This is a genomic window from Micromonospora sp. NPDC005172 (assembly GCF_040608555.1).
In the GTDB taxonomy this organism is placed as follows: Bacteria; Actinomycetota; Actinomycetes; order Mycobacteriales; family Micromonosporaceae; genus Micromonospora.
In genome coordinates this window covers 223,108-236,816 of record NZ_JBEXIL010000003.1, presented here as the reverse complement: position 1 = coordinate 236,816, position 13,709 = coordinate 223,108, and the positions used below count along the sequence as shown (strand labels likewise).

Genomic DNA, 13,709 nt, shown 5'->3' with positions numbered 1-13,709 from the left:
GGGCTCAGGCGCGAGCGAGCTGCTGGAGAATCTCGGCGGCCCTGTGCAGGGTCTCCCGTTCGTCCTCGTCGAGCGCGGCCAGCCGGTGGGCCAGCCATTCGTCGCGGGCCCGCTCGAACTGGTCGAGCACGGCCTGCCCTCCTTCGGTCGCCGCGAGGATGACCTGCCGGCCGTCGGTCGGATGGGGGGTCCGCCGCACGAGGCCACGGTCCTCCAACTTCGCGACGATCTTGGTCATCGTCGGTGGTTGCACCCGTTCGACCTCGGCCAGTTCCCGGGGCGTCATCCCGCCCGCCAGCCGCAGGCTGGTGAGCGCGGAGACCTGGGTGACCGTGAGGTCGCCGACCGGCCGGGCCCGTCGGACCCGCCGGTTGAGTCGGGTGATCGCATCTCGCAACTGGGGAGCCAGCTGCGCCGGTGGCACGCGTTCCGCCGTCACCGTCCGCTCCGTCACGTTAGTTAGCTTAACTAATGAGCCTGGCTAACGACATCCGTTATGACCAGGCTCACGAGGATGTTTGTGCTGCTCCGGGCGGGGAATCACGATCGACTCCCCGCCCGGACGCGTCTAGAGCACCAGCGACTCGATGGGCCCGCGCAGGAAGTACAGCACGAAGAGCACTGCCACCCCGTACAGCAGCGGGTGGATCTCCCGGGCCTTGCCCCGGGCCAGCTTGACCACCACGAAGGTGATCAGACCAGCGCCGATGCCGTTGGAGATCGAGTAGGTGAATGGCATCAGCACGATCGTGAGGAACGCCGGAATGGCGATCTCGTAGTCCGACCAGTCGATCGTCCGCACCGCGGTCATCATCAGGAAGCCGACCACCACCAGGGCCGTCGACGCCGCCTCGAACGGCACGATCACCACAAGCGGCGCCAGGAACATCGCCAGCAGGAAGAGGACGCCGGTGACCAGGCTGGCCACGCCGGTCCGGGCACCCTCCCCGACACCGGCGGCACTCTCGATGTACGACGTGTTGCTGGAGGTGCTGGCCGCACCACCGGCCGCCGCCGCGATCGAGTCGACCAGCAGGATCTCCTTGGCCTTCGGCGGGGTGCCCCGCTCGTCGAGCAGTCCACCCTCCTGACCGACCGCCACCATCGTGCCCATGGTGTCGAAGAAGTCCGTGATCAACAGGGTGAAGACGAACATCAGCACGACCACCCAGCCGGCCCGGCCCCACGAGTCGAGCACGTTGAACTTGCCGAGCAGCGACAGGTCCGGCACGTCCACCACCGTCTTGGGCAGCTCCGGCACGTTCAGTGCCCAGCCCTTCGGGTTGGGCTTCCCGTCCACGAACGACGGGCCGATGTTGCCGATCGCCTCGACGATGACGGCCAGCACCGTGGATGTCAGGATGCCGATCAGGATCGCGCCCTTCACCCGGCGCACCACCAGCACCAGCGTGAGCAGCAGGCCCAGGACGAAGACCAGCAGCGGCCAACTCACCAGCTTGCCGCCGATGCCCAGGCCGACCGGCACGGTGGTGTTCGCGACGTCCGGGATCCGGCGGACGAAGCCGGCGTCCACCAGGCCGATGATGGTCAGGAAGAGGCCGATGCCGACGCCGATCGCGGTCTTCATCTGGGTGGGCACCGCGCGGAACACCGCGGTCCGCAGACCGGTCAGCACCAGTACGGTGATGATCACGCCCTCGATCACCACGAGACCCATGGCATCGGCCCAGGTCATCTCGGGAGCGATCTCGTACGCCACCAGGGCGTTGACGCCCAGACCGGCGGCGAGCGCCAGCGGGAACCGGCCAACCACACCCATCAGGATGGTCATCAGGCCGGCGACCAGCGCGGTCGCCGCGGCCAGCGCCGGAATCGGAAGGGACTTGCCGTCACCGTCGACGGCACCGCCCAGGATCAACGGATTGAGCACCACGATGTACGCCATCGTGAAGAAGGTCGCCAGGCCACCTCGTACCTCACGACTCAACGTTGAGCCGCGGGCAGAGATCTCGAAGAACCGGTCGAAGCTGTTACGCGGTTGAGCGGGGTTGGGAGGTGTGTCGTTCTCGGGCGGCGCTACTGCCATGAGGACCTCGCAGGTGATCTTCCGGTTGTCGCGCGCATCGTCCCAGATCGCCGCCGGGCAGGGGAAGTGGATCGCGTACGCTTGCCCGATGCCGAACGACCAGCCACCGCGCCCCGCGCCGCTGGACCCGCCGATGGTGCCGTTCGCCGTCGCCGGCCTGATCGTGTGGGCAGTCGTCGGGCTGGTGCTGCTGGTGTTCTTCCGGGGCTGGCTGACCGAGCACCACCACGAGAACTGGCTCTGGACCTGCCTGGCCGGCTTCCTGTGGGGCTTCCCCGGCCTCGCCGCCATGATGCGTCACGACGCCAACCGACGCCGCCGCCGAGCGAGCTGAACGCGCCGACCGCCCGCGGTACGGGCGATCAGGAGTGCCCGTACGGCTCCGCCGGCTCCCCCGCCTCGACCGAACCCGGCGCACGGCTGACCGACATGGCCTCCATCGCGCTGTCGTCGTACACCGTCGGAAGGTCCTCGACCGCGGTCTCGGCGGCCTCGATCAGCGTCTCGGAGTGGGCGCCGCAACCGTGGTCGGCGCTCACCACCCGGCCGTCGTCCGGGGCGTAGAAGTTGCCGCACGCGCCGAACGCCTGCCGCATCGCCCCGGCCAACGGCAGGTAGAAGCCGCAGGTGCCGCAGCGGGCGGCTGCCGGGGCAGCGGCGGAGATGGCCGCCGACGGGCCGTGGTCGCCGTCGTACCAGCGCTGCGCCGCGTCGGTCCGGCCTTCCCGGGAGAGCACCCGTGCCCGACCGAGACCCAACTCCCAAGCCGTCTCCTCGACGGCCGGGTCGTCCGAGAGCAGATAGCCGGGGGCCAGCCGCTCGTCCTCCGGGGCGGTCGGCAGCAGGTCGCCCGGGCCGAGGTCACCCGGCTTGAGGCGCTCCTGCCAGGGCAGCCAGCCGGGAGCGAGCAGCGCGTCCGGGCCGGGCAGCAGCACCGTCTCGCAGATGGTCACCGTGCGGCTGCGCGAGACGCGGGTGACGGTGACCGCCCACCGCCAGCCGCGGTAGCCGGCCAGGCGGCATTCGAAGTAGTGGGTGACCAGCCGTTCACCCTCGGCGACGACCTGCAGGTGGTCGCCGACGTCGTCGGCTTCCACCTCGGTGATGCCAGCGCGGGCCACCTCGACGGCGGCGGCGCAGACCTGGTCAAGACGGGCGGCACGGGTGGAGACAGGCCTGGTCACCTAACCATTGTTCCCCATGCTCCCCGCAGGGGTGACAGGGACTCCCGGGGAACCTTTCGCCGTGAGTGGTGCGGCACACCTGGGTCACATGGGCGAGGATGGTGCACATGCCGCCGTACTCCCACTCCGGGCGATCCCTCCTCGGGCGGACCGTCGGCACCGGCATCCGGGCTATCCGCCTGCTCCTGCGCGGTTCGGTGGGCAGCGGCCGCTGGGTGACCCGTCGGGCCGGTCGGGCCCGGACGCGGGGCGCCGGCGGCGAGGTCGGCATGGTCCGCCTGTTCGATCTGCACGCCGTCTCCTGCGCCGGTGACACCCTGATCGCCATCGGCCTGGCCGGGACGATCTTCTTCAACGTGCCGCTGGGTGAGGCGCGCAGCAAGGTCGCGCTCTACCTGCTGGTGACCATGGTGCCGTTCGCGATGCTCGCGCCCGTGGTGGGGCCGCTGCTGGACCACTTCCGACACGGCCGGCGGTATGCGCTGGCCGCCACCATGCTCGGCCGGGCGTTCCTGGCCTGGCTGATCTCCGACTACATCCACGGCTTCGGGCTCTATCCGGCGGCGTTCGGTGTGCTCGCGCTGTCACGCGCGTACGGCGTGGCCCGCTCGGCGGCGGTGCCCCGGCTCTTACCGGAGGGGCTGGGCCTCTCCCAGGTGGGTGCGCGGGCCAGCGTCTACGGCACGGTGGCAGGCGCGCTGGTGGCGCCGATCGGGCTGGCCGCCTTCTGGTTCGGGCCGCAGTGGCCACTGCGCGTCGCGTCGGTGATCTTCCTGATCGGCATGGTGATCTCGCTGCGCCTGCCCCCGAAGGCGGACTCGGAGCCACCGGAGCGCGTCCCCCGCGCGCTGCGCGCGCTGAGCCGCCGCACGGACCGGCCGCTGGGCCGGGGCCGACCCGCCGGGCGGCTGGTGATCGCCACGCTGGTCAGCGCAGCGACCCTGCGCGCCCTGTACGGCTTCCTGCTGCTCTTTCTCGCCTTCGCCATCAAGAAGGGCGACCTGACCACCGACGTGTTCGGGCGGGACCTGGGCGCGGAGTGGGCGCTGGGACTGGTCGGCGGGGCGCTGGCCGTCGGCAGCTTCCTGGCGACGGCCGTCGGCACGCGGCTGCGCATCCACCGACCGACCGCCATCCAGTCCAGCAGCATGATCATCGTGGCAGGGGTGGCGGTGCTCGCCGTCATCCAGTTCTCGCTGCTGATGGTGGCCCTGCTCTGTCTGGTCACCGCGCTGGTCAGCGGGGTGGCCAAACTCGCCGTGGACGCCTCGATCCAGGAGCGCATCCCGGAGCGGCTTCGAGCCAGCTCGTTCGCCCACTCCGAGACGGTGCTCATGCTCGCCTTCGTCGTCGGCGGTGGGCTCGGGCTGGTGCCGTTCGACGGCCGGACCGGCATCGCGGTCGCCGCGGGCGTGGGCGTCGTGGCTGCCGTCCGGGGGGTACTGGTCGCCGCTCGGCTGCGTGCCGAGAAGCTGGCCGGCCGACCGCTGGGTGACGACGAACTGGTCGAGGACGAACCGACGGTAGAGCCCGAGCCGACGATCGAGCACGAGACCGTCGCGCCCGTCTCGCCGGCGCCACCCCGGGCCACCTCGCAACGGCACGAGGAACCGGGGCTCGCGCCACCGGGCTACCACATCTACCGCCCCTCCTCGTCGGTCGGCGGCCCGGGCGGGGGCGCGGACGACGAGACCCGCCGCGAGTCCCCCGGCTCACTCCCGTGACCGGCCTGCTGGTGGTGACCGCGGTTCCGGCCGAGGCGGACGCGGTGAGCGCCGGGCTGACCGCCACCACGATCACCGTCGCCCCGGTCGGGGTGGGCCCGGCAGTCGCGGGTGCCGCCACCGCACGGCTGCTGGCCCTGGCAGAGGCGGCCGGTCGCCCGTACCGCGCGGTGGTCAGCGCCGGCGTGGCCGGCGGCTTCACCGGGCGCGCGGCCGTCGGCGACACCGTGCTCGGCACCGCGAGCATCGCGGCCGACCTGGGCGCCGACTCACCGGACGGCTTCATCGGCATCGACGAGTTGGGCATGCCACCCGCGCTGCTCGGCTCGGGCAGCGTCGTACCGGTCGACGCGGTATTGCTGGCAACGCTGCGGGCCGCCCTGCCCACTGCCACGGTCGGCCCGGTGCTCACGGTCAGCACGGTCACCGGGACCGCCGCCGGCACCGAGGAGCTGCGCCGGCGGCATCCGGAGGCGGTGGCCGAGGCCATGGAGGGGTACGGGGTGGCAGTCGCCGCCGCACAGGCCGGAGTGCCCTTCGCCGAGCTGCGTACCATCTCCAACCCGATCGGCCCGCGCGACCGCGACGCCTGGCGGCTGCGCGAGGCACTCAGCGCGCTGACGAAGGCGGCTCGGGCGCTGCGCTGACCCCGGGCACACCTCGGACGTCGAGGGCCGCACCCCCGTCTGTGGATAACCCTGTGGACAACCTCCACGCTGCTGTGGGTATCCCCCTACGTCGATCCTGTCGAGCTGCCCATGATTCGCGGGCGGCGCGTCCCATCGGCCCTCGCTCGGTGCCGGTCCTCCCTCGGGGCCCGCTCACGCCGCCCGCCGCCCGCCGCCCGCCGCCCGCCGCCCGCCGCTCGCCGCCGCCCGCCGCCCGTGACCGCCCCCACCCACCTGTCGCGGGTCCTTTGCTCTGCTTCAGCGGAGGCGACACTTGGCGGCCTCTTGTGTTGCGCGGGTTGAAGCAGAGCAAAGGACCCGTCAGGGTGGGGCTGGCCCCCGACGGTCAGGCGCGCCTGCCGAACGCCGCGTCGACCGCGGCGGCCAGCGTGGCGACGACCAGGCCGACCGACGGGCAGACGACCGAGGCACGGTGCTCACCTGGCCGGAGAAAGTCCGCGCCACCTTGCCCCATGTCTGGGGCGCAGCTCTACAGGGAGCGCAGTAACCCCACCCACCCCGCCCGAGCTGGACGGGAGGCCGGGCGGCCAGTCCGTCGTGGATCACAGTGGGCGGGGTGTGCGCGGGCTGCCGACCGGGCGCAGGGCTAACGTGAAGGCGTGGCGCTCTCCCTGACGATCTCGCCCTGCCCCAACGACACGTTCGTCTTCGACGCCCTGGTGCACGGGCGGGTGTCCGGCGCCCCGCCGGTCGAGGTGACGTACGCCGATGTGGACGTGACCAACACGGCGGCCGAGCGGGGTGCGTTCGACCTGGTGAAGGTGAGCTACGCGGCGCTGCCCTGGCTGCTCGACGACTACCACCTGCTGCCCTGCGGCGGCGCGCTCGGTCGCGGGTGCGGGCCGCTGGTGCTCACCAGGGGCGACCGCACCGACCTGACCGGCGCCACCGTGGCGGTGCCGGGCGACCGGACCACCGCGTACCTGCTGTTCCGGCTCTGGTCGGCCGGACGGCCGCCGGCGCGGATCGAGGTGGTTCCGTTCCACGAGATCATGCCGGGCGTGGCTGCCGGCCGCTACGACGCCGGGCTGGTCATCCACGAGGCCCGCTTCACCTATCACCGGCACCATCTGACCGCCCTGGTCGACCTCGGCGAGTGGTGGGAGGCCGACACGGGCCTGCCCATCCCCCTCGGTGCCATCCTGGCCCGGCGGGGCGCGGTCGACCCGGAGGCCGCCGCCGGCTGGATCCGCGAGTCGGTACGGCAGGCCTGGGCGGACCCGACGGTCAGCCGGGAGTACGTGCTCGCGCACGCCCAGGAGATGGAACTCGACGTGGTGGACCGGCACATCGGCCTCTACGTCAACGAGTTCACGGCCGACCTGGGCGAGGCCGGCTTCGCCGCGGTGACGGCGCTCCTCGACCGCGCCGCCACCGCTGGGCTGGTGCCTCAGACCTCCAGCTCGCGCGCGACCGCGTGGACCAGCTGAGCGATCTTCTGCGCGGCCTTCTTGTCCGGGTACCGGCCGCGACGCAGGTCCGGCTGGACCTTCGCCTCCAGCACCTTGATCATGTCTTCGACGAGGCCGTGCAGCTCCTCGGCCGGCCGGCGACGCAGCTCCGCCATCGACGGCGGTGCGTCCAGCAGCTTGACGCCCATGGCCTGCGCACCGCGACGGCTGTCCACCACGCTGAAGTCGACCCGCTGACCGCCCTTGAGGTCGGTGACGCCCGCCGGCAACGCGCCCTTGGGCAGGAACACGTCACCGCCCTCGTCGCTGGTGACGAAGCCGTATCCCTTGGCCGTGTCGTACCACTTCACTCGACCCGTAGGCACCTGAAAACCCCTGCTTCACTTGAGCCGCTACTGCTCCAAGGCTAGCTGGATCATGCCGTCGAGCGCCGCTGGGAATCCGGTGAGATCGTCCAGCACGACGCTCGCCCCCGCCGCGCGCAGCTCATCAGGGGAGCAGGGGCCGGTCGCCACGGCGATACCGGGCAGGCCGGCGGCGCCCGCAGCGACCATGTCCGCAACGTGATCGCCGACGTAGTGGGTCGCGCCGTGCTCCCGCAGGGCGGTCGCCTTCTGCTCGGCGAACAGGTCACCGGCCAGCTCGTCGACCGCGAGGCCGAGGTGATCCAGGTGCAGCCGGGCCAGTCGACCGATCTTGGACGTGACGACGAGCACCCTTCCGCCCCGGGCACGGATCGCGTCGATCGCCTCCCGCGCGCCGGGCATCGCGACCGTCGGTGTGATGGCGTACGCCGGATACAGCTCCCGATACACCTGCACGGCCGACTCGACCTGCTCCGGCGGGAACCAGTGCGCGATCTCGGTGCGCAGCGGCGGACCGAGCCGGGAGACCGCCAGGTCGGCGTCGACAGGTACGCCCGTCCTGGCGGTCAGTGCCCGGTAGGCCGCGGCGATGCCGGGGCGGGAGTCGACCAGGGTCATGTCGAGATCGAATCCGACGGTCAGTGCAGACATGCCGAGAAACGTACCCGCCGACGCCCAGCCGACCGGACGTCCGAGGGGCGCGACGGCCCGATACCGGGCTAGCGTGGAAAGACGATGACCACCTCACTCGCCGACCACCTTCGGTCGCTGCCCGACGAGTCACTGGCCGCACTCCTGCAACTGCGGCCGGACCTCGTCGTGCCCGTTCCGGCCGACATCTCCGCGCTGGCCATCCGTGCCCAGTCCCGGGTCTCGGTGGCCCGCGCGCTGGACGGGCTGGACCAGTTCACCCTGCTGATTCTCGACGCCGCCCGACTCACCCGGGGCCCGGACGACGGCACCACGGCCACCGACGCGGTGCTCGCCATGGCGACCGCCGGGCCGCATCCACCAGCCCCGACCGCCGTCCGGGCCGCCGTGGACCGGCTCAGGGCGCTGTTCCTGCTGTACGGGCCGGAGCACGCGCTGCACGTGGCAGCAGCCGTCGACGAAGTGTCCCCGTACCCCGCTGGGCTCGGCCGACCTGCCGCGGACCTGGACCACCGCACGGCCGCCCTCTGCGCGGACGCCGCGAAACTCCGCCGCACGCTGCTCGCCGCGCCCCCGTCGGCCCGGGCGATCCTGGACCGGTTGGCGGCCGGGCCGCCGGTCGGCAGCGTGCCCCCGGGCGCGTTGCAGGCACCGCCGATCGGCGCGCAGGACGCCGCTCTCGCCGACCCGACCAACGGTGGCGCGCCTACCGGCTCGCCGGTGCGCTGGCTGGTCGACAACCGGCTGCTGGTGACCGTCTCCGCCGGCTCGTCGACGGCCGGCGGCACCGTCGAGTTGCCCCGCGAGGTCGGTCTCCTGCTGCGGCGCGACAGCGGCCCGCTCGGGCCGTTGCAGACCAGCCCGCCGTCGGTGGTTGCCGCCCCGCGCGAACCGAAGGCTGTCGACTCGGCCGGCGCCGGGCAGACCATGGAGGTGGTGCGGCACACCGAGGGGCTGCTGGAACAGCTCGGCGTCGAGCCCGCCCCGGTGCTGCGTTCGGGCGGTATCGGGGTTCGGGACCTGCGCCGGCTGGCGCGTACCGCCGGCCTGGACGAGCTGACCGCCGCGTTGCTGCTGGAGGTCGCGTACGCGGCCGGGCTCGCCGGTGAGATGGAGCTGTCCGGCTCGGTCACCGGCCGGTACGGGGCGGACCAGCAGGTGCTACCGACCGGCGGGTACGAGGTGTGGCGGGCCGGCTCCCTGGCCCAACGGTGGGAGCACCTGGCCCGCGCCTGGATGAGCATGACCCGGCAGGTGGGGTTGGTCGGACGACGCGACGACCGGGACCGGCCGATCACCGCGCTCTCCGCGGAGGCCGAGCGGGCCGGTGCGCCGGCGACCCGGCGGGCGGTGCTCGCGGTGCTCGCCGATCTGGAGCCGGCGACCGCGCCCACTCCGGAGGAGCTACAGGCACTGCTGGACTGGCGGGCACCACGGCGCAGCCGGGGTCGGGAGGCCGCCCACCGGGAGGTGCTTGCCGAGGCGGCGCAGCTCGGCATGACCGGGCTGGGGGCGCTCACCTCGTACGGGCGGTTGTTGTTGACCGAGCTGACGTCGACCGATGAGCCGGGCGATCCGCTGGGGTTGCACGCGGACGCGGAGAGCGGCGACCCGTCCAGTGCCGCTCGGGCGTTGGACGCGCTGCTGCCCGCCCCGGTCGACCATTTCCTGGTGCAGGCCGACCTGACGGTGGTGGTGCCGGGGCCACCCGAGCCGGCGTTGGCCGCCGAGTTGGAGGCGACGACCGAACCCGAGTCGGCCGGCGGCGCGAGTGTGCACCGGGTCACCACGGCGAGCGTGCGGCGGGCGCTGGACGCCGGTTACACGGCCGACGACCTGCACGAATTGTTCCGTCGACGGTCACGTACCCCGATTCCGCAGGGGCTCAGCTATCTGGTGGACGACGTCGCCCGTAAGCACGGTGGGCTCCGGGCCGGCGGGGCCGGGGCGTATCTGCGCAGCGACGACGAGGCGCTCCTCACCGAGGTGCTGGCCGACCGCCGGCTGGAGTCGTTGACGCTGCGCCGGCTCGCGCCGACCGTGTTGACCACCCCGTACCAGGTCAGCCGGATGCTCGGCGCGCTGCGGGACGCCGGGTACGCGCCGGTACAGGAGGACGGCACGGGCAGCACGGTGCTGACGCGGCCACGGGTCCGGCGTGCTCCGGCGCGGGTCGCGGTGACCACGAGGTCGCTCGACCCGCTGGCCGCACCGAAGCTGCCGATGCCCCGGCTGCTCGGCGTGGTGGACCACATCCGGCGGGGTGAGGCGGCGGCGCGGGCGGCCCGCCGGGCTCCGGCAGTCGTCCGGGGTGGTGCGGCGGGGCTGGGCGGAGGCCCGGCGCCCGCGCACACGCACAGCGAGGCGCTCGCCGTGCTCCAGCAGGCGGTCCGCGATCGGGCACTGGTCTGGGTCGGGTACGTGGACGCGCACGGGGCGACCGCGTCACGGCTGGTCAAGCCGGTCTCGATCGGTGCGGGCTACCTGCGGGCCGAGGACGAGCGGACGGAGATGCTGCACACCTTCGCGCTGCACCGGATCACCGCGGCGGTGCTGGCGGACTGAGCCGAGTGACGCGCCGGCGCGGTCGCTCAGCGGCGGCTGCGCCGTACGGTGCCGACCACCGACACGATCAGCAGCAGGGCGAATCCGGCACCCGCCGACTCGCCGACCGAGTCGACGAAGCCCTGCCGCAGCACCAGCCAGCCGAAGAGGAACCATCCGAGGAGGAGCGTCGCCGCGAAGGCGTACGCGAACACGGTCGCGCGGGACACCTCGTCGGGTGGTGCCTGGTCATGTTCTGCGATCACGTCACGGTCGACCGTCATGCCCAGCCTCCCCGCCCGGTACGGCCCTGGACTCCCAGCGTGACACTCCTGCGACCGGTGTGACAGGGGATAAAACCCGGAGAGGGGGCGTGTCGCTCAGGTGCCGGGGCGGCGGCCGATCAGGGTGTCACCGGGCGTGGGGCGGGCGACGCCGGTGTGGGCCGGCCGTGCTGGGCCGGCCCGGACGTGCCGCTCGCCCCCGATGCCTGCTCCGCCGCACCGACCGGGGCGGCTCCCCCGCCACCACTCCCGCCGGACTGCGGATCGAACGTGCACGCGCCGGCGCCGACCAGCACGACCACCACCAGGGCAACAAGTCGGGGAATGCTCCGGACACGCCTCATGGCACCTCCCCTGGACAGTTGTCCCACTACTAGACGTTCGTGAGTGCCGTCCTGGTTGCGTCCGGTGAGCATCTTTCTTTCCACGTCCTCCGTCGTGTAACACTGGTTGGTCGGCCAGCGGTGGGTAAGTGACCGCCGCAGCCCCGACGGCCAACCGAGGAGAGGACGCTGGCGTGAGTGGTGGACCCCTGATCGTGCAGTCGGACAAGACCCTGCTGCTGGAGATCGACCACCCCGATGCGCAGGCCTGCCGGATGGCGATCGCGCCGTTCGCCGAGTTGGAGCGCTCTCCGGAGCACGTGCACACGTACCGGCTGACGCCGCTCGGGCTGTGGAACGCGCGGGCCGCGGGCCACGACGCCGAGGGCGTGGTCGACTCGCTGATCAAGTACTCGCGCTATCCGGTACCGCACGCGCTGCTTGTCGACGTGGCCGAGACGATGGACCGGTACGGCCGGCTCCAGCTCGCCAACGATCCCGCGTACGGGCTGGTGCTGCGGGCGCTCGACCGGCTGGTGCTGATCGAGGTGGCCAAGAGCAAGAAGCTCGCCGGCATGCTCGGCGACAAGATCGACGACGACACGATCCGGGTGCACCCGTCCGAGCGTGGCCGACTCAAGCAGGCGCTGCTCAAGCTGGGCTGGCCGGCGGAGGACCTGGCCGGGTACGTCGACGGTGAGGCGCACCCGATCGAGCTGGCCGAGGCCGGCAAGGACGGACGCAAGCCGTGGACGCTGCGGTCGTACCAGCGCGAGGCCGTCGAGGCGTTCTGGGCCGGCGGGTCGGGCGTGGTGGTGCTGCCCTGCGGCGCCGGCAAGACCCTCGTCGGTGCTGCGGCGATGGCCGAGGCGAAGGCGACCACACTCATCCTGGTCACCAACACGGTCGCCGGCCGGCAGTGGAAGCGGGAGCTGATCGCCCGCACGTCGCTGACCGAGGAGGAGATCGGCGAGTACTCGGGCGAGCGCAAGGAGATCCGCCCGGTCACCATCGCGACGTACCAGGTGCTCACCTCCCGCAAGGGAGGCGCGTTCACCCACCTGGACCTGTTCGGGGCCCGCGACTGGGGCCTGGTCGTCTACGACGAGGTGCACCTGCTGCCCGCGCCGATCTTCCGCTTCACGGCGGACCTCCAGGCCCGCCGTCGGCTGGGCCTGACGGCGACTCTGGTACGCGAGGACGGCCGCGAGGGCGACGTCTTCAGCCTGATCGGGCCGAAGCGGTACGACGCGCCGTGGAAGGACATCGAGTCGCAGGGCTGGATCGCCCCGGCCGAGTGTGTCGAGGTCCGGGTGACGCTCACCGATGCGGAGCGCATGTCGTACGCGACGGCGGAGGCCGAGGAGCGTTACCGGATGGCGGCGACCGCGCGCACCAAGCTGCCGGTGGTCAAGGCGCTCGTCGACCGGCACCCCAACGACCAGGTGCTGGTGATCGGCGCGTACATCGACCAGTTGCACCAGATCGGCGAATACCTGGACGCCCCGATCGTGCAGGGCTCCACCACAAACAAGGAACGGGAACGGCTGTTCGACGCGTTCCGCACCGGCGAGCTGCGGACCCTGGTGATCTCCAAGGTCGGCAACTTCTCCATCGACCTGCCCGAGGCGGCGGTGGCGATCCAGGTGTCCGGCACGTTCGGGTCACGCCAGGAGGAGGCCCAGCGACTGGGTCGGGTGCTGCGCCCGAAGGCCGACGGCCGGCAGGCGCACTTCTACACGGTCGTCTCCCGGGACACGATCGACACCGAGTACGCGGCACACCGGCAGCGCTTCCTCGCCGAGCAGGGGTACGCGTACACGATCGTCGACGCCGACGACGTCCTCGGCCCGTCCCTGCCGTCCTTCGATTGACGCGCTCAGGCCTCGGTCAGCGGGAGAAGCGGTCGACCAGCACCGCGAGCCGGCGGTCGTGGCCTTCCCGGCGAAGCCTGCCGCTGCGCATGAGCGTGACCAGACCGTGCAGGCCACTCCAGAACGTCTCGGTGAGGACCTCGAGGTCACCGTCTCCGGCGGACGGGCGCACCGTCTCGGCCAGCTCGGCGAAGCCGCGGGCGAGGTCGGTCGGCACGTCCGAGCTGGCGAACGGCAGGTCCACGGCGAGGGTGAACATCGCGTCGTAGAGCGCGGGCCGCTGCTCGGCGAACCTGACGTACGCGGCCGCGACGTCGGCGACCGCCTGTCGCGGGTCGGCGGCGGACGCGCGGGCGGTCACCAGCGTGGTCGCCAGTTCGGCGAAGCCCTCGACGGCGACCGCCGCCATGATGGCGTCCTTGCCCTTGAAGTGGCTGTAGAGGACGGGCTGGCTGTACTCGATCTCGGCGGCTAGCCGCCGGGTGGTCACCGCGTCCCAGCCTTCCGCCAGGGCGAGGTCGCGGGCGGCGGCGATGATGGCGCGTTCCCGTTCCGCCCGCTCGCGCTCCCGGCGCGTCTGAGTCGACATGACAACAACCCTAGCACCGCTAG

Annotated in this window: 15 protein-coding genes; 6 read left to right on the top strand and 9 right to left on the bottom strand. The window is 72.2% G+C overall.

Annotated features, from left to right (window positions below; translation table 11 throughout):
* Positions 1-4: 4 nt before the first annotated feature.
* Together ABZV06_RS03810 and ABZV06_RS03805 are read right to left on the bottom strand one after the other, a co-directional pair.
* A complete protein-coding gene (locus ABZV06_RS03810) occupies positions 5-454 on the bottom strand; it encodes a MarR family transcriptional regulator (RefSeq protein WP_355235301.1) in 450 nt (149 codons plus the stop codon).
* A gap of 114 nt (positions 455-568) precedes the next feature.
* The gene (locus ABZV06_RS03805; protein ID WP_355618376.1) at positions 569-2,047 is read right to left on the bottom strand and encodes an NCS2 family permease; all 1,479 of its coding nucleotides are present in this window, start codon (positions 2,045-2,047) and stop codon (positions 569-571) included.
* Positions 2,048-2,135: 88 nt separating this feature from the next.
* Between ABZV06_RS03805 and ABZV06_RS03800 the strand changes: the two genes are divergently transcribed.
* Positions 2,136-2,381, top strand: a complete 246-nt coding sequence (locus ABZV06_RS03800; protein ID WP_355235306.1) for a DUF2530 domain-containing protein — start codon at positions 2,136-2,138, stop codon at positions 2,379-2,381.
* 28 nt (positions 2,382-2,409) lie between these two features.
* Here ABZV06_RS03800 and ABZV06_RS03795 read toward each other — a convergent pair whose 3' ends face one another.
* On the bottom strand, positions 2,410-3,231 hold the full coding sequence (locus ABZV06_RS03795) for a DUF3027 domain-containing protein (protein ID WP_355235309.1): 822 nt from the start codon (positions 3,229-3,231) through the stop codon (positions 2,410-2,412).
* A 107-nt stretch (positions 3,232-3,338) separates the two neighbouring features.
* Between ABZV06_RS03795 and ABZV06_RS03790 the strand changes: the two genes are divergently transcribed.
* On the top strand, positions 3,339-4,955 hold the full coding sequence (locus ABZV06_RS03790) for an MFS transporter (RefSeq protein ID WP_355235312.1): 1,617 nt from the start codon (positions 3,339-3,341) through the stop codon (positions 4,953-4,955).
* Positions 4,952-5,602 (top strand): futalosine hydrolase, encoded by a 651-nt coding sequence (locus ABZV06_RS03785; RefSeq protein WP_355235314.1) that lies wholly within the window; start codon positions 4,952-4,954, stop codon positions 5,600-5,602. The genes ABZV06_RS03790 and ABZV06_RS03785 overlap by 4 nt, the downstream gene beginning before the upstream one ends.
* Positions 5,603-5,969: 367 nt before the next feature.
* Here ABZV06_RS03785 and ABZV06_RS03780 read toward each other — a convergent pair whose 3' ends face one another.
* Complete coding sequence (locus ABZV06_RS03780; RefSeq protein WP_355618373.1) at positions 5,970-6,098, bottom strand: hypothetical protein; 129 nt, start codon at positions 6,096-6,098, stop codon at positions 5,970-5,972.
* Positions 6,099-6,243: 145 nt separating this feature from the next.
* Here ABZV06_RS03780 and ABZV06_RS03775 point away from each other — a divergent pair, with 145 nt between their 5' ends.
* Positions 6,244-7,074: a 1,4-dihydroxy-6-naphthoate synthase gene (locus ABZV06_RS03775; RefSeq protein WP_355618370.1), complete on the top strand. Its 831-nt coding sequence runs from the start codon at positions 6,244-6,246 to the stop codon at positions 7,072-7,074.
* Here the strand turns inward: ABZV06_RS03775 and ABZV06_RS03770 are convergent.
* Both ABZV06_RS03770 and ABZV06_RS03765 read right to left on the bottom strand, forming a co-directional pair.
* Positions 7,035-7,421 (bottom strand): cold shock domain-containing protein, encoded by a 387-nt coding sequence (locus tag ABZV06_RS03770; RefSeq protein ID WP_074316242.1) that lies wholly within the window; start codon positions 7,419-7,421, stop codon positions 7,035-7,037. The two genes, ABZV06_RS03775 and ABZV06_RS03770, sit on opposite strands and share 40 nt — an antisense overlap.
* 27 nt (positions 7,422-7,448) lie before the next feature.
* Positions 7,449-8,072: an HAD hydrolase-like protein gene (locus ABZV06_RS03765; RefSeq protein ID WP_355618367.1), complete on the bottom strand. Its 624-nt coding sequence runs from the start codon at positions 8,070-8,072 to the stop codon at positions 7,449-7,451.
* 84 nt (positions 8,073-8,156) lie between these two features.
* Between ABZV06_RS03765 and ABZV06_RS03760 the strand changes: the two genes are divergently transcribed.
* Positions 8,157-10,637, top strand: a complete 2,481-nt coding sequence (locus ABZV06_RS03760) for a helicase-associated domain-containing protein (RefSeq protein ID WP_355618364.1) — start codon at positions 8,157-8,159, stop codon at positions 10,635-10,637.
* Positions 10,638-10,663: 26 nt separating this feature from the next.
* On the opposite strand, the gene ABZV06_RS03755 is transcribed toward ABZV06_RS03760, so the two are convergent.
* Positions 10,664-10,900: a hypothetical protein gene (locus ABZV06_RS03755; RefSeq protein ID WP_355235326.1), complete on the bottom strand. Its 237-nt coding sequence runs from the start codon at positions 10,898-10,900 to the stop codon at positions 10,664-10,666.
* Between the two features lie 119 nt (positions 10,901-11,019).
* The gene (locus ABZV06_RS03750; RefSeq protein WP_355235328.1) at positions 11,020-11,244 is read right to left on the bottom strand and encodes a hypothetical protein; all 225 of its coding nucleotides are present in this window, start codon (positions 11,242-11,244) and stop codon (positions 11,020-11,022) included.
* Between the two features lie 173 nt (positions 11,245-11,417).
* Between ABZV06_RS03750 and ABZV06_RS03745 the strand changes: the two genes are divergently transcribed.
* The gene (locus ABZV06_RS03745; protein ID WP_355235330.1) at positions 11,418-13,097 is read left to right on the top strand and encodes a DNA repair helicase XPB; all 1,680 of its coding nucleotides are present in this window, start codon (positions 11,418-11,420) and stop codon (positions 13,095-13,097) included.
* 16 nt (positions 13,098-13,113) lie between these two features.
* Here the strand turns inward: ABZV06_RS03745 and ABZV06_RS03740 are convergent, their stop codons facing one another.
* Entirely contained in the window at positions 13,114-13,686 is a 573-nt protein-coding gene (locus ABZV06_RS03740; protein WP_355618361.1) for a TetR/AcrR family transcriptional regulator, read from the bottom strand.
* Positions 13,687-13,709 lie beyond the last annotated feature (23 nt).

Bases quoted from the DNA above. Each gene is read 5' to 3' on its own strand.
- ABZV06_RS03805 (WP_355618376.1), bottom strand. From the start codon at position 2,047: ATGGCAGTAGCGCCGCCCGAGAACGACACACCTCCCAACCCCGCTCAA.
- ABZV06_RS03800 (WP_355235306.1), top strand. From the start codon at position 2,136: ATGCCGAACGACCAGCCACCGCGCCCCGCGCCGCTGGACCCGCCGATG.
- ABZV06_RS03790 (WP_355235312.1), top strand. From the start codon at position 3,339: ATGCCGCCGTACTCCCACTCCGGGCGATCCCTCCTCGGGCGGACCGTC.
- ABZV06_RS03780 (WP_355618373.1), bottom strand. From the start codon at position 6,098: ATGGGGCAAGGTGGCGCGGACTTTCTCCGGCCAGGTGAGCACCGTGCC.
- ABZV06_RS03765 (WP_355618367.1), bottom strand. From the start codon at position 8,072: ATGTCTGCACTGACCGTCGGATTCGATCTCGACATGACCCTGGTCGAC.
- ABZV06_RS03760 (WP_355618364.1), top strand. From the start codon at position 8,157: ATGACCACCTCACTCGCCGACCACCTTCGGTCGCTGCCCGACGAGTCA.
- ABZV06_RS03755 (WP_355235326.1), bottom strand. From the start codon at position 10,900: ATGACGGTCGACCGTGACGTGATCGCAGAACATGACCAGGCACCACCC.
- ABZV06_RS03750 (WP_355235328.1), bottom strand. From the start codon at position 11,244: ATGAGGCGTGTCCGGAGCATTCCCCGACTTGTTGCCCTGGTGGTGGTC.
- ABZV06_RS03740 (WP_355618361.1), bottom strand. From the start codon at position 13,686: ATGTCGACTCAGACGCGCCGGGAGCGCGAGCGGGCGGAACGGGAACGC.